Source organism: Bacteroides caccae (genome assembly GCF_002222615.2).
GTDB classification, from domain to species: Bacteria; Bacteroidota; Bacteroidia; order Bacteroidales; family Bacteroidaceae; genus Bacteroides; species Bacteroides caccae.
On sequence record NZ_CP022412.2, the window covers coordinates 1,634,899 to 1,650,169 of the forward strand.

A 15,271-nucleotide genomic window follows, 5' to 3' on the forward strand; every position below is an offset into this window, starting at 1 on the left:
TAGTCAATAGTAAAAACACTTATATCCGGTCTGCTTCTATATATCCGTTCATTACGGCATAAATAGTCAGACCGGATACCGATTTAATACCTAATTTCTCTGTTATGTTTTTCCTGTGAGTGATAACGGTAGTCAGGCTGATATTCAGTTTATCTGCTATTTCTTTGTTGATTAACCCTTTGGTAATCAGCACGAGTACTTCAATTTCGCGAGCAGATAAAAGTACCTGAGGATGTTCTGCAGGAATCATCGGAGGCATATCCTTCACGGGATATCCGTTGTGATGAGCATGTTGATGAAGTTTCAGGATATTCTTTACCAGTTTTTCTTCCGACTCATAAATATTGAGTACCGGAACACCGGAAAGTTGGAATTGCGGGCTGTCACTGGCAAGGACAATCGTTTTTCGCTTCCGGGGAAGGAAGAAAGCGTTATGCTCCACATAGATTTGTGCGGAGATAAAATAATGGGCGTACATATCCGGCGTATCATCCATTAACTCATTGAAGTTATGGAAGGTACGGATCGTTGCCATAGGGATGATCTCTTCCAATATGGATTTGAGTCCCAGGCTACAGAGAGTATTCGGCTCAATAATTGCTATTTCAGGTTTGTAGTTCATTCTTTTCTATTGTTCGGATGATTGATTCAGATAGTTGGCTACTGCTTCCGCACACCGTTCTCCGTCTACTCCGGCAGAAACGATTCCTCCGGCATAGCCCGCACCCTCTCCGCAAGGGAATAGTCCGCGGACGGTTACGTGTTGAAGCGTCTCTTTATCTCGTATGATGCGGACAGGGGAAGAGGTACGTGTTTCTACCCCAATCATAACGGCTTCGTTGGTCAAGAAGCCATGACTGCTGCGTCCGAATTGTTGAAAGCCGAGTGATAATCTCTTGCTGATAAACTCCGGCATCCAGAAGTGAAGCGGAGAAGAAATCAACCCCGGACTATATGAGGATTCCGGTAAGTCATAACTTAGCTTCTTGCGGGTGAAATCCAGCATACGCTGTGCTGGAGCTGTCTGACGTCTGCTGCCTTGCAACCAACATTGACGTTCCAATTCTTCCTGAAAGTGCAGGGGGAGAAGTTGGGTATTGAACATCGAAAGTTGAGAGCTACTGAGAGAAGGGTTAAGAGCGAGTAGTTGTTCATTTTGTTGCGCAGCTAACTCTCCACTTTCCATTCTCAACTCTTCATTTATGAAATCTTCCGGCTGTATCTCTACCACCATTCCCGAATTACTCCAGCGCGAGCCACGATTCGAAGGTGACATACCGTTCACTACCACTTGCTCCGGTCCGCTGGCTGCAGGGACGATAAAGCCGCCGGGACACATACAGAAACTATACACGCCTCTGCCTTCAACTTGGGTGACGAAACTATATTCTGCAGCAGGGAGATATTTTCCCCTTCCGTTTTTATTATGATATTGTATCTGGTCGATCAGTGTTGCCGGGTGTTCCAAACGGACACCTACAGCGATACCTTTTGCCTCAATCGTTACATTATTAGCTGCGAGCCAACGATAAACATCCCTTGCCGAATGCCCGGTTGCAAGTATCACAGGACCTAGAAAAGTCTTTCCTGTATTTGTCTCAATGCCTTTGATCTCGTTATTCTCAATAATCAACGCATCCATTCTTGTCCGGAAATGTACTTCTCCGCCACATTCGAGAATCGTATTCCGCATATTTTCAATGACACGCGGCAACTTGTCCGTTCCGATATGCGGATGTGCATCAGCCAGTATAGCCGTAGAAGCTCCATGCTGGCAGAATACATTGAATATCTTGTCTACATTTCCTCTTTTCTTACTGCGGGTATAAAGTTTCCCGTCCGAATAAGCTCCTGCACCCCCTTCTCCGAAACTATAATTGGATTCCGGATTTACCGTATGTTCTCTACTGATTTGCGCCAGGTCCTTTTTCCGTTCACGCACATCTTTTCCGCGTTCTACAATCACCGGGCGTAATCCGAGTTCGATAAGGCGCAGAGCGGCGAACAATCCGCCGGGACCTGCACCAACCACAATTACTTGTGGTTTTCCTTCCACACTATTATATACCGTATGCTCGTATTCATCTTCTTCAGGCATTTCGTTGATGTAGGCCCGTATTTTCAGATTGACGAAAATCGTTCGCTGACGAGCGTCAATGCTTCGCTTTAAGATGCGGGTAGCATTGATATTGCGTAAATTTAGTCCTTTCTCTTCAGAGAGATATTCTTTCAGCCGTTGTTCGTTCGCTGCGATTTCGGGAAGTACGCGGAGTTGGTATTCTTGTATCATTTGGTTATTGTTACTTTAGATTATAAAAAGATAAGGCAGATAACATAAATCAGTGTCTTATCCGAATAACGCCCTGAACGCCTCTTCTACCTTTCTTACGGGCACTAACTCTATCTTTAGCTTCTTCGTATCAATGCCTTGCAAATTATATTTGGGCAACAGGAAACGCTTGAAGCCAAGCTTCTCGGCCTCTCCGATACGTTGTTCAATCCGGTTCACCGGACGTATCTCTCCCGACAAACCGATTTCTCCTGCCATACAGACTTCCGGTTCGATAGCTGCATCCATATTTGAAGAAAGAATGGCACTGATAACTGCGAGGTCGATGGCCGGGTCATTCACTTTCAGTCCTCCGGCGATATTCAGAAATACATCTTTCTGTGCAAGCTTGAACCCGACACGTTTTTCGAGGACGGCCAGAAGCATATTCATTCTTCGTATATCAAATCCGGTTGCCGAACGTTGGGGATTACCATAAACAGCGGAGCTTACCAGAGCCTGAGTCTCAATCAGGAAGGGACGTACTCCTTCGATAGCAGAAGCGATTGCTACTCCGCTCATTCCTTCATGGTCTTGGCTAAGCAGTAGTTCCGAAGGATTGCTCACCTGGCGTAGCCCGTCCTGCCGCATCTCATAAATACCCAGTTCGGCCGTACTACCGAAGCGATTCTTGATACTGCGTAAAATACGGTACATATAATGTTGGTCACCTTCAAATTGGAGAACTGTATCAACGATATGTTCCAGCACCTTGGGGCCTGCAATGCTCCCTTCTTTATTTATATGTCCGATAAGCAAGACCGGCGTATGAGTCTCCTTTGCGAAACGTAGGATAGATGCCGAACACTCTCTGACCTGAGCGATACTTCCGGGAGACGATTCGATGGTTTCCGTAGAGATAGTCTGTATGGAGTCGATAATAACCAAATCCGGATTCGTATTTTTGATATGGACATAAATCTGTTCAAGGGAAGTCTCACAAACAATGAAGCAGTCGCTGGAAACCTCAGAAAGACGGTCGGCACGTAATTTTAATTGCCGTGCACTTTCCTCGCCGGATACATAAAGGATTTTCTTTTCCGGCATACGGAGTACGGTTTGCATGACGAGAGTTGATTTTCCGATTCCCGGTTCGCCGCCGATCAGTACTAAAGAACCCGGAACAAGTCCGCCGCCCAGTACGCGGTTCAGTTCATTATCATGCATATTGATTCGCGGTTCATCGTCCGCTATGATCTCACTAAGAATAACCGGCTTGGGCTTTTGCGTTTCTATGCCCGATACCGGCCGGCGGTTAACCGGCTCTTTCCGTACGATTTCCTCAACATACGTATTCCATTCTCCGCACGACGGACATTTGCCTACCCATTTCGGTGAATCCTGTCCGCAGTTACTACACACATATACGGTCTTTTCTTTAGCCATTGCATTCTTATTAGTTTTCTAGAGAATACAAAAGTATGTATAATCTGTTCAACGCGCAAAACAAATCCCGGCAAAATCAGTTTATTGTTCAATCATCCGTTTCCAAACTCATCGTTATTGCTGAAATGTTATTAACTGTTGGACGGTAAGGAAAGAAGTCCTCATCGGTACCGGATACCTTCCTCAATGCTGGACGGAACGTTATATAGAACCGGTAAGTTTATAGAGTTATTTCTCCCGCCATTGAACGGTTCATCCGGTCACGCACCTCGTCCGGTGTATAGCCGTGTCCCAACAGAAACATTAATTTGGTAACGGCGGACTCCGTCGTACTGTCATATCCGGAGACAACCCCTGCCTGCAACAACTGATATCCGGTTTCGTAACGTTCCATTTCTACGGTACCTGCACTACATTGTGTCACGTTGACAATGATGATTCCCCGTGCACTGGCCTGGCAGAGCAAGCGGATGAACCATTCCTTCCGGGGAGCGTTGCCGGAACCGTACGTTTCGAGTACTACCGCTTTCAATCCTTCTATTTTCAGAATGGTAGCCACTACATTCTCCTGAATGCCGGGGAAAAGTTTCAGAACGACCACATTGGTATCCAGTAAATAGTGCGGTTTCAATTCCCGTTCTTCTCCGTTCACATGAATCTGTACATTATTATATTTAATATGAATCCCCGCTTCGGCCAGTACCGGATAATTGAATGACCGGAAAGCGTTGAAGTTTTCGGCATTTATTTTGGTAGTGCGATTTCCCCGCATCAAATGGTTCTCGAAGAAGATACAGACCTCCGGGACAAGCGCTTTTCCTTCCTTATTCTGTGCAACGGCAATTTCAATACTCGTCATCAGATTTTCCTTTCCGTCCGTGCGGAGTACCCCTATCTCTCCAAAGCACCGGTTGTGGTGTTTTCAATCATACCAATTGTTCCACCTGTGTATATTAACAATACGGAAGTATTTAAAGGGTACATAAGCTAATTTTCTGCGATTGTTTTCGCAAATATAACAATATAATTGATAAATAAGTAGCAAAATGTCATAAAAATGCTGTCTGTTGATTGAGGAGAAAAGAAACGTAGGATTCTTTTTATCAGAAAAAAACGGGAAAAAGTGATAGATTGAATGTTTTTATTATTACTTTTGCGACACTTATCAAAAACAAGAGTAGAAACAAGGACTATGATGAAGTACTATCCGCATACAGTCACATCCATGTGCACCATGACCCTTTGGGGTTGAGGGATAGTATTTGTGTATCTACGTGATTCACGCCTGTGTAAGTAGGCAAAATTCAAATTAAACTTTTTCGTAAACAACCAATCGTTCTGTAAAACTATACACAGGACATTGCATTAAAATAAGTATCTTCATGAAAGTAATGAAATTCGGCGGAACGTCCGTAGGTTCCGTGAACAGCATTTTAAGTGTAAAGAGAATTGTAGAGTCGGCATCGGCCGGCGAACCGGTTATTGTAGTAGTTTCCGCATTGGGAGGCATCACTGATAAATTGATAAACACATCGAAAATGGCGGCTACCGGAGATTCGGCCTATGAGGGTGAGTTCCGCGAAATTGTTTATCGTCATGTGGAAATGATTAAAGAGGTGGTTCCTGCCGGAGAAGGGCAAGTGGCGTTGCAACGTCAGATTGGCGAATTGCTGAATGAATTGAAGGATATTTTCCAGGGTATTTACCTGATTAAAGACCTTTCCCCGAAGACTTCGGACACAATCGTAAGCTATGGCGAGCGCCTTTCATCTATCATTGTTGCCGAGCTGATTAAGGATGCCAAGTGGTTCGATTCGCGTACTTTTATCAAAACTGAAAAGAAGCATAACAAACATACGATTGACGCTGATCTGACCAACAAACTGGTAAAAGAGACTTTCAGCTCTATCCCGAAAGTAGCATTGGTGCCGGGCTTTATTTCTTCCGACAAGACAACCGGAGAAGTAACCAATCTCGGTCGCGGCGGTTCGGATTATACGGCTGCCATCATTGCTGCGGCGCTCAATGCCGACAGTCTGGAGATATGGACAGATGTGGATGGCTTTATGACTGCTGATCCGCGTGTGATTTCAACGGCTTATACTATCTCCGAACTTAGCTATGTAGAAGCAACCGAACTTTGTAACTTCGGTGCGAAAGTAGTTTATCCGCCGACGATTTATCCCGTATATCATAAGAATATTCCTATTATAATAAAGAATACGTTCAATCCGGATGGAGTGGGGACCGTCATCAAACAAGAAGTCTCCAATCCGCATAGCAAGGCGATTAAAGGAATTTCCTCTATCAATGATACCAGTCTGATTACCGTTCAGGGATTGGGTATGGTAGGTGTGATTGGTGTGAACTACCGTATCTTTAAGGCGTTAGCGAAGAATGGAATCAGTGTATTCCTTGTTTCGCAGGCTTCATCGGAGAACAGTACTTCTATCGGTGTACGCAATGCGGATGCAGACCTGGCTTGTGAAGTGCTGAACGAAGAATTTGCGAAAGAGATAGAAATGGGAGAAATTTCCCCGATTCTCGCCGAAAGAAACTTGGCGACAGTCGCCATTGTAGGTGAGAACATGAAGCATACGCCGGGCATTGCAGGTAAATTGTTCGGTACGCTGGGACGCAACGGTATCAATGTGATCGCTTGTGCACAAGGCGCATCGGAAACCAACATCTCTTTCGTTGTCGATGCAAAATCATTACGTAAATCGCTGAACGTTATCCACGACTCTTTCTTCCTGTCCGAATATCAGGTCTTGAATTTGTTTATTTGCGGTATCGGTACGGTAGGCGGGAGCCTGGTAGAGCAGATTCGTTGTCAGCAAGAGAAGCTAATGCTGGAAAACGGACTGAAACTGCACGTTGTAGGTATCATTGACGCAACGAAAGCGATGTTTAGCCGTGAAGGGTTCGACCTCGCCAATTTCCGTGAAGAGTTGCAGCAGAAAGGAAAAGACAGTAATCTGCAGACAATTCGTGACGAGATTGTAGGAATGAATATCTTCAACTCCGTATTTGTAGATTGTACGGCCAGTCCCGATATTGCTTCACTCTACAAAGATCTTTTGCAACACAATATTTCCGTTGTAGCTGCCAACAAGATTGCCGCTTCTTCGGCATACGAAAACTATCGTGAACTGAAGACGATCGCCCGCCAGCGCGGTGTGAAATATCTGTTTGAAACGAACGTAGGTGCCGGACTTCCGATTATCAACACTATCAACGACCTGATTCATAGTGGTGACAAAATCTTGAAAATCGAAGCAGTACTTTCGGGTACATTAAATTATATCTTCAATAAGATTAGTGCCGACATTCCTTTCAGCCGTACTATCAAAATGGCGCAGGAGGAACGTTACTCCGAACCCGACCCGCGCATCGACCTGAGCGGAAAAGACGTTATCCGCAAGTTGGTGATTCTGGCGCGTGAAGCCGGATACCGCATCGAACAGGAAGATGTGGAAAAAAATCTCTTTGTGCCGAACGACTTCTTCGAAGGTTCCTTGGACGACTTCTGGAAACGGGTGCCCAGTCTCGACGCAGACTTTGAAGCTCGCCGCCAAGTATTGGAAAAAGAGCATAAACATTGGCGTTTCGTTGCCAAACTGGAAGACGGAAAAGCTTCTGTCGGTTTGCAGGAAGTAGGAGCCAACCACCCGTTCTACGGTCTGGAAGGCAGTAACAATATCATCTTGCTGACTACGGAACGTTATAAAGAATATCCGATGATGATTCAGGGGTACGGTGCCGGTGCCGGAGTGACGGCTGCCGGAGTATTTGCCGATATTATGAGCATCGCAAACGTTTAATGCCTTATGAAACATATTATCATATTGGGTGACGGAATGGCCGATTGGCCTGTGAAGTCATTAGGAGACAAGACGCTCCTGCAATATGCCAAAACGCCTTACATGGATAAGTTGGCCCGCATGGGACGTAACGGGCGGTTGATAACCGTAGCCGAAGGCTTTCATCCGGGCAGTGAGGTTGCCAATATGTCCGTACTGGGATATAATCTCCCGAAAGTGTACGAAGGTCGCGGGCCACTGGAAGCGGCAAGCATCGGTGTAGACCTGCAACCGGGAGAAATGGCAATGCGTTGTAATCTGATTTGTGTGGAAGGGGAGATTCTGAAGAATCACTCTTCCGGGCATATATCTACCGAAGAAGCGGACGTGCTGATTCAATATCTGCAAGAAAAACTGGGCAACGACCGCGTGCGTTTCCATACAGGAGTACAGTACCGTCATTTGTTGGTTATCAAAGGGGGAAATAAAGAACTCGACTGTACCCCTCCGCACGATGTGCCTTTGAAACCTTTCCGTCCGCTAATGGTGAAACCTCTGGCACCGGAAGCGCAGGAAACGGCAGACTTGGTTAACGACTTGATTTTGAAATCGCAGGAACTGTTGAAGAACCACCCGTTAAACCTGAAACGCATGGCAGAAGGCAAGGACCCTGCAAATAGTATTTGGCCCTGGAGTCCGGGGTATCGTCCGCAAATGCCTACCTTCTCCGAAACTTTCCCGCAAGTGAAAAAGGGAGCGGTAATCTCGGCTGTTGACTTGATTAACGGAATCGGTTACTATGCCGGTTTGCGTCGTATTGCTGTGGAAGGGGCGACCGGGCTTTATAATACGAATTACGAGAATAAAGTAGCTGCCGCACTGGAAGCCCTGAAAACGGACGATTTTGTTTATCTTCACATTGAAGCCAGCGATGAGGCGGGGCACGAAGGGGATATCGACCTGAAACTTCTCACGATCGAGAATCTCGACAAACGTGCCGTAGGACCTATTTACGAAGCAGTGAAAGACTGGAACGAACCGGTAGCGATTGCCGTTCTGCCCGATCATCCTACTCCCTGTGAACTTCGCACGCATACGTCCGAACCGATCCCGTTCCTTATCTGGTATCCGGGCATCGAACCCGATGAGGTGCAGGTATACGACGAGGTAGCTGCCTGCAACGGTAGTTACGGTGTGTTGAAAGAAGACGAGTTTATAAAAGAATTCATGAAATAAGTCACCACAGATTATGAAATATTATAGTACGAATAAACAAGCACCAATGGCTTCCCTCCAGGAAGCAGTGGTGAAAGGGCTTGCAGCCGATAAGGGACTGTTTATGCCTATGACTGTCAAACCTCTTCCGCAAGAGTTCTACGATACGATTGATACATTGTCTTTTCAGGAAATAGCCTATCGTGTTGCTGATGCGTTCTTTGGCGAAGATGTTCCTGCCGATACACTGAAACAGATAGTATATGATACATTAAGTTTTGATGTGCCTTTGGTAAAGGTAGCGGACAATATCTATTCTCTGGAACTTTTCCACGGACCGACACTGGCTTTCAAAGATGTAGGCGGCCGTTTCATGGCACGTCTGCTGGGGTACTTCATTAAAAAAGAAGGACAGAAGAATGTCAATGTGCTGGTAGCTACTTCCGGTGATACGGGAAGCGCTGTTGCTAACGGCTTTCTGGGGGTGGAAGGTATTCATGTGTATGTGCTCTATCCGAAAGGAAAAGTCAGTGAGATACAGGAAAAACAGTTCACTACATTGGGACAGAATATCACTGCACTCGAAGTAGACGGAACATTCGATGACTGTCAGGCATTGGTAAAAGCCGCTTTCATGGATAAGGAACTGAATGAACATCTTTCCCTGACTTCCGCCAACTCTATCAATGTAGCCCGCTTCCTGCCGCAAGCATTCTATTATTTCTATGCTTACGCCCAGTTGAAGCGTGCCGGAAAAGCGGCTAATGCTGTGATTTGTGTTCCTAGCGGAAACTTCGGAAACATCACTGCCGGATTGTTCGGAAAGAAAATGGGATTACCCATCAAGCGTTTTATTGCTGCCAACAACCGTAATGATATCTTCTATCAGTACCTGCAGACAGGCAAGTACAATCCCCGTCCCTCCATTGCTACGATTGCCAATGCTATGGATGTAGGTGACCCGAGTAATTTTGCCCGTGTAATCGACTTGTACGGCAATTCTCATGCCGCTATCTCTGCCGAGATTTCGGGTACGACTTACACTGACGAGCAGATTCGCGAAACGGTAAAAGAAACCTGGAAAGAACATCACTACCTGCTCGACCCTCACGGGGCTTGCGGATACCGTGCCTTGGTCGAAGGACTGAAAGAAGGCGAGACCGGTGTGTTCCTTGAAACGGCTCATCCGGCCAAGTTCCTTGAAACAGTAGAAAGCATTATCGGCGAATCGGTAGAGATACCTGCCAAATTGCAGGAGTTTATGAAAGGCGAGAAGAAAAGTTTGCAGATGACAAAGGAATTTGCAGATTTCAAGAACTATCTGCTTTCTCTTTAAGTATTCTCTCCTGTTGCCGCATTTTTCAACGTACAGGTAGCAGCTGGAAGGGTTCCTGATAAGGGTGTGTGCCACCGCCTTGGCACGATTGTGACAACGCTGTGTCACAGTTGTGCCAAGCCGATGGCACAACTGTGTCAATGGGGTGGAACAAACTTGGCACAGCGATGTCTGTTTTACATAAAAGCAAGGAATACTAAATACTCTCCCGTGCAATGAATTGTAAACTCATCGGAAGTCGCTTCATTGAGCGTGCCTTGCCACCAATTGGTGAAATCGCTTAGCGGATAAACCAATCCTTCTCCCTGCAATCCTTTCGCTCCGAAATTGATAATGGAAATCTGCTGTCCGGGATGAGCAGCAAAGGTTTGTGTATCTTTTGCAGGAACAAATACTCCATAATCAGTAATGGTCCGTACTTCCATGCCGCTTTTCATATAATCCAGCAGTAGGCTGATATTTCCCAATGTATGGTCTTCCCGTTTGCCGGTCGCTCCGACAATGGCAATTCTCCGGAATCCTCTCTTTTGCAGATACCGGACGGCTTTAGTCTGGTCGTTCGTTTCCTGATCGGGTATCTGATGTATAATAGGGGAGAAGCGTTTGTGGTATTCTGTTGAAAGAGAGTCGCCGTCGCCGACAATCACATCCGGAGTATGTCCGCGGGAAATGTACTCATTGGCTGCACCGTCACAGCAAGCAACAAAACTTGCTTCTTCCAGCATTGTCAGAGGAACGGGGCAAGTTGGGTATTCACCGTTGGCCAGTATCACTGCCTCGGGAGTATAGTGTTCGTTTATCATTGTATGTTCATTAGTTTTTTCCACTTGAAGTAGCCAAAGATAGCTATAATGGAGTAAAGTCCGTACAAAGCTGAGGTGAAATAGAGGTCTTTATAGATATAAAGTCCGCAGCAGACGATATCGACGATAATCCAGGCAAACCATTGTTCAATGTATTTGCGTGCCAGCATCCACATTCCGACAATACTCAAGGCAGTGGTAAAGCTATCCAGCCACGGAACGTTACTGTCGGTATATTCGATAAGTATCCATGCAATGCCGATAAAGGCGACAATAAATACAACTGCCAGTGGAAGGTAACATTTCCATGGAGTGTGCACGATAGGGAGGTCTTTGGAGCGACCGGCGGTTGGCTGGTCTGCCGGCCGGCACTTCTTTTTCCGGTGTCCCCACATCCAGAAAAACCAACCGTAGACAGCGGCTATCAGATAATAGATATTGATGCCAAAGTCGGCATACAGTCCCGCCTTGTAATATACAAAGATGTAAATGGCAGGCATGACGACACCTGCTATCCAAAGATAGATACTAGCCCGGTATTCCAACCAAAGGTAGACTAAACCGACCAGCGTACCGAATATTTCTAAAAAGTCCAGTTCCATAATCTGCTGATGTCATTAAAAGCGGAAAGACACGTGTCCCAAGACGTTTGTTCCGGCTTGTGCGGCATAGCCGGCATAGTTTCCCCGATTTTCCACTGTATCGGTGTAATCGCTTGAAGCCCAACCATTGTTTTCATACTCCTCGTTAAAGAGGTTGTAAACGGTGAATCCCAATGTGACTTCTTTCAGAATCTTCTTGGGACGGAAGGTGTACGCCAGATTGAGATTGCTGACAAAGTATTTGTCAAGAGTCAGTTCTTCTACTTCCGCATTGGTCATATACTGTTTGCTTACAAACTGCGATTGCAGGGAAGCCTCGAAGCCTTTATAATTGAAAGAAAAACGGTTGTTGAGCAGGAAGTCCGGCGAAAAAGCGATGTGGGTGTCTTTATGCTTTATCAGGACAGTTGGAAGGGAAGTTACTGTTTCATCTGCGTTATAATGATAGCCCGGCAGACTTTCCACAAAATCCTTGATGCGATTCTTGCTCCATGTGGCATTGATGTCCCACTGAAACCATTTGCACGGTTTGATACCGAGCATTAATTCGATTCCCATGCGGTAGCTGTCCGGAATGTTTTCGGTCAGTGCTTCACCAATATCATTTAAAGCACCGGTCAGGACAAGTTGGTCGGTGTAATCCATGTAGTAGAAGTTGGCACCTGCCGTCAGCCATGGGTTGGCAAACGTATATCCCGCTTCGTAATCAAGCAGTTTTTCAGCTTTCGGGTAGGAGTCGGGATCGCCGTCCGTATAATTGTTTCTTGTCGGTTCTTTCTGTGCTACGGAGAAAGAAGCGTACAGGCGGTGATTGGGAGTTATATTCCAGTTTAAGCCGACTTTCGGATTGAAAAAATCGAATTTCTTATCTACGGCTAGCGGGCGCAGGGCGTTTTTATTCCAGTCATATTTATCGTTTACTCCATCGATTGTGTAATCAATATGGCGGTATTGCAGGTCGGCATAAGCGCTTAACGTGCTGGTCAGATCATAGTTGGCTTTCAGATAGATATTCCCGTCGGTTTTCTTTGATTTGTTGCGGTAATATTCATGTTCGGGAGACAGGTTGCCGATATAGTTTTTCACCCATGTCACTTTTCCGAAGTTATTTCCCCGGTATTGGTTGAGGCCACCTCCTAAGGAAGCGGTCAGGCGGTTTCCTGTATAATTAAGGGAGAATACACCTCCCCCGAATTTGTTGTCCATTTTCTTTTGTCGGACAAGGTCGCTTTCGTTAGTTTCCGTTCCGTCCGGGTTGAATGGTTTTAACCCGTATTCCACCAGGCTGCTTCCGGGTTTATATTCTTCATAATACCCGTCGCCTTTGGTATAGTGTAAGGCTACGTTCAGATTCCATGCGGTAGAAAAACTATGGTTAAGAAGTAGTTGGTAGTTCTTTTGCAGGTAGTTGTCCGTTTGGTCCGTATAATAATGTTTGTTGCCGTCGGCGTCGGTATACATTTCCCCGCAAGGATTATATCGTCTTCCGAATTTCTCCATTTCCTCCTTCGTTGCATATCCCCAGGCATGATAAGTCTTTTCTTTTCCGGCAAATGCAATCAGTTTGACGGAAGTGTTCTCTGCGAAATACCCTCCTTGCAGATAGTAAGAGTTGAGGTCTACTGAAGCCCGGTCGATATATCCGTCCGTACCGATGTTGGAAAGACGGGCGTCAAAAGTCCAGTGGTTGTTCAGCAGTCCGGTTCCTACTTTCACCGTTTCCTTGTGCGTATTGAAAGAACCGTAAGAGCCGTTGAACTCGGCATACGGTTTCATTGCCGCACCTTCCGTCTGCATATTGACGCTGGCTCCGAATGCACCTGCCCCATTGGTGGACGTTCCTGCACCGCGTTGCACTTGCATATCCTTTACGGAAGAAGAAAAGTCCGGCATATTTACCCAAAACAAATTATGGCTTTCGGCGTCATTCATCGGTATCCCGTTCACGGTGATGTTGATGCGTGTACCATCGGTTCCGCGTACACGGAGGGTTGTGTAACCGATACCGGCTCCCGCATCCGATGTGGTCAGGGTAGAAGGAGTCATGCTCAACAGGTAAGGAATATCCTGTCCGAAGTTTACTTTTTTAAGTTCTGCTTTTCCTATATTGGTGAATGCCATCGGTGTTTTTGCTGTGGCACGTGTAGATACTACCTGCACTTCTTGCAGGTTAATTACTTTCAAACTGTCGGATTCTGCACTCGTTCGTGCATGGACAGTAATGCCTACGCCCAATAAGGCGACGACACTCCATACTATTTTTTTCATCTTGCTTATTAATTAGTTCTCTACGCCGGCATTACCCGGATCAGATTCTATGGGTATGTTCTCAGCCCGTCATGTTAAGGCACCCCTACCAGTGAATCGGTGACAAAATTACGCCTTTTACGGGAAGAATGCAAAAAAACTTTTAGATTTGCTTAAAACAATGTAACTTTGTCGTTTGTTGAAATAACCAAACAACAGTTTATTCATTTTAATTCAGATAAATTATGCTACTATTATTTCAAGCAACAGCAACACAGGTTGCGGATTCTACGCAGGTCGTTGCAGATAAATTAATGAAAGAAGCGATTGCTAATGCCGACGGCTTAGATAAACTATCGCTCATCACCCAACAACTGCTGGATTTTGCCATTCGTGCCGGAGAGCGTATCTTGATTGCGGTCATCGTCTTTATTGTAGGACGTTTCCTTATTTCAATGCTCAACCGCTTTGTCGGACGTCTCATGGATAGAAGAAAAGTGGATATCAGTATCAAGACTTTCGTCAAAAGTCTGGTAAATATTCTGCTGACCATTCTGTTGATTATTTCCGTTGTCGGTGCTTTGGGAGTTGAAACGACATCATTTGCAGCTTTGTTGGCTTCGGCCGGTGTCGCTGTCGGTATGGCTTTGTCCGGCAATTTGCAGAACTTTGCAGGAGGACTGATCGTGCTTTTATTCAAACCTTATAAAGTAGGCGACTGGATTGAAAGCCAGGGAGTTTCCGGAACGGTAAAAGAGATCCAGATCTTCCATACCATTTTGACTACGGGAGATAACAAAGTGATTTATATACCGAACGGTGCAATGAGCAGCGGAGTAGTGACGAACTATAATACGCAGACTACTCGCCGTGTGGAATGGATTGTAGGAGTTGACTATGGCGAAGATTACGATAAAGTGCAGCAGATCGTGACTGATATTTTGGCTGCGGACAAACGTATCCTGAAAGATCCGGCTCCATTTATCGCTCTTCATGCATTGGATGCCAGCAGTGTGAATGTAGTAGCCCGTGTATGGGTGAACAGCGCTGATTATTGGGGAGTTTATTTTGATATCAACAAGGCAATTTATGCCACCTTTAATGAAAAAGGCATTAACTTCCCGTTCCCGCAACTTACGGTACATCAGGGAAATTGATAATTCTACGCTATATGCAAAAACGAGAGAGTTTCACTTCAGTGAGGCTCTCTCGTTTTATAGATGAAAAATTGTCTGGTGTGATTGGAAAAGGAATTTCTTTTATTTTATGCCGAAATCTTCGGCCAGTTCGTATCTGTCTTCTTTCATCCCCAGCACATGGTTGATCTTTCTTCTTTTCTCCAGATCCTTAAAATAGTTTTCCACCACCATGTAAAGGTCGAAATTAGTGGTTGACCCTGCGGCCATATCGAGTGATTCCACCATTTTTTCTACTGCTTGGTGAATTTTCTCTGCGTCTATCAGATGCAGTTCGTTGCTGTGTATTAAATATTTTTCCATGACTGCAATGTTTTAATGTTATATTGGTATAACGTTCGGCAGTCATGGAAA

General features: G+C 45.6%; 11 protein-coding genes, 1 pseudogene and 1 riboswitch. Of the genes and pseudogenes, 4 read left to right on the top strand and 8 right to left on the bottom strand.

The features are described 5' to 3' along the window. Window positions 1-19: 19 nt before the first annotated feature. The 4 genes and pseudogenes from CGC64_RS06515 to CGC64_RS06530 form a co-directional block, all read right to left on the bottom strand. Entirely contained in the window at window positions 20-622 is a 603-nt protein-coding gene (locus CGC64_RS06515; RefSeq protein WP_005677091.1) for a response regulator transcription factor, read from the bottom strand. 6 nt (window positions 623-628) lie between these two features. Continuing rightward, the gene (locus tag CGC64_RS06520) at window positions 629-2,290 is read right to left on the bottom strand and encodes an NAD(P)/FAD-dependent oxidoreductase (protein WP_005677092.1); all 1,662 of its coding nucleotides are present in this window, start codon (window positions 2,288-2,290) and stop codon (window positions 629-631) included. A 57-nt stretch (window positions 2,291-2,347) separates the two neighbouring features. Further along, window positions 2,348-3,715 carry a DNA repair protein RadA gene (radA, locus tag CGC64_RS06525; protein ID WP_005677094.1) on the bottom strand — a complete coding sequence of 456 codons (1,368 nt, stop codon included), beginning with the start codon at window positions 3,713-3,715 and terminating at the stop codon, window positions 2,348-2,350. Between the two features lie 220 nt (window positions 3,716-3,935). Further along, window positions 3,936-4,768: pseudogene (locus CGC64_RS06530) on the bottom strand (asparaginase domain-containing protein). A 329-nt stretch (window positions 4,769-5,097) separates the two neighbouring features. On the opposite strand from CGC64_RS06530, the gene thrA reads away from it, so the two are divergent. The 3 genes from thrA to thrC are packed head-to-tail and all read left to right on the top strand — an operon-like array spanning window position 5,098 to window position 10,069. Continuing rightward, the gene (gene thrA / locus CGC64_RS06540; protein WP_005677099.1) at window positions 5,098-7,539 is read left to right on the top strand and encodes a bifunctional aspartate kinase/homoserine dehydrogenase I; all 2,442 of its coding nucleotides are present in this window, start codon (window positions 5,098-5,100) and stop codon (window positions 7,537-7,539) included. Between the two features lie 6 nt (window positions 7,540-7,545). Next, complete coding sequence (locus CGC64_RS06545) at window positions 7,546-8,754, top strand: cofactor-independent phosphoglycerate mutase (protein WP_005677100.1); 1,209 nt, start codon at window positions 7,546-7,548, stop codon at window positions 8,752-8,754. Window positions 8,755-8,767: 13 nt separating this feature from the next. Further along, window positions 8,768-10,069: a threonine synthase gene (thrC, locus tag CGC64_RS06550; RefSeq protein WP_005677101.1), complete on the top strand. Its 1,302-nt coding sequence runs from the start codon at window positions 8,768-8,770 to the stop codon at window positions 10,067-10,069. Between the two features lie 176 nt (window positions 10,070-10,245). On the opposite strand, the gene CGC64_RS06555 is transcribed toward thrC, so the two are convergent. The 3 genes from CGC64_RS06555 to CGC64_RS06565 are packed head-to-tail and all read right to left on the bottom strand — an operon-like array spanning window position 10,246 to window position 13,742. After that, window positions 10,246-10,872: a thiamine diphosphokinase gene (locus tag CGC64_RS06555; protein ID WP_005677102.1), complete on the bottom strand. Its 627-nt coding sequence runs from the start codon at window positions 10,870-10,872 to the stop codon at window positions 10,246-10,248. Continuing rightward, window positions 10,869-11,474, bottom strand: a complete 606-nt coding sequence (gene pnuC / locus CGC64_RS06560; protein WP_005677103.1) for a nicotinamide riboside transporter PnuC — start codon at window positions 11,472-11,474, stop codon at window positions 10,869-10,871. Before pnuC ends, CGC64_RS06555 begins: the two co-directional genes overlap by 4 nt. 15 nt (window positions 11,475-11,489) lie before the next feature. Beyond that, window positions 11,490-13,742 carry a TonB-dependent receptor gene (locus CGC64_RS06565; protein WP_005677104.1) on the bottom strand — a complete coding sequence of 751 codons (2,253 nt, stop codon included), beginning with the start codon at window positions 13,740-13,742 and terminating at the stop codon, window positions 11,490-11,492. Then, window positions 13,743-13,839: riboswitch (TPP riboswitch) on the bottom strand. A gap of 127 nt (window positions 13,840-13,966) precedes the next feature. On the opposite strand from CGC64_RS06565, the gene CGC64_RS06570 reads away from it, so the two are divergent. Beyond that, window positions 13,967-14,878, top strand: a complete 912-nt coding sequence (locus CGC64_RS06570) for a mechanosensitive ion channel family protein (protein WP_005677106.1) — start codon at window positions 13,967-13,969, stop codon at window positions 14,876-14,878. Between the two features lie 102 nt (window positions 14,879-14,980). Here CGC64_RS06570 and CGC64_RS06575 read toward each other — a convergent pair whose 3' ends face one another. Next, window positions 14,981-15,220, bottom strand: coding sequence for a hypothetical protein (locus CGC64_RS06575; protein WP_005677108.1), 240 nt, complete (start codon window positions 15,218-15,220; stop codon window positions 14,981-14,983). Between the last annotated feature and the right edge of the window lie 51 nt (window positions 15,221-15,271).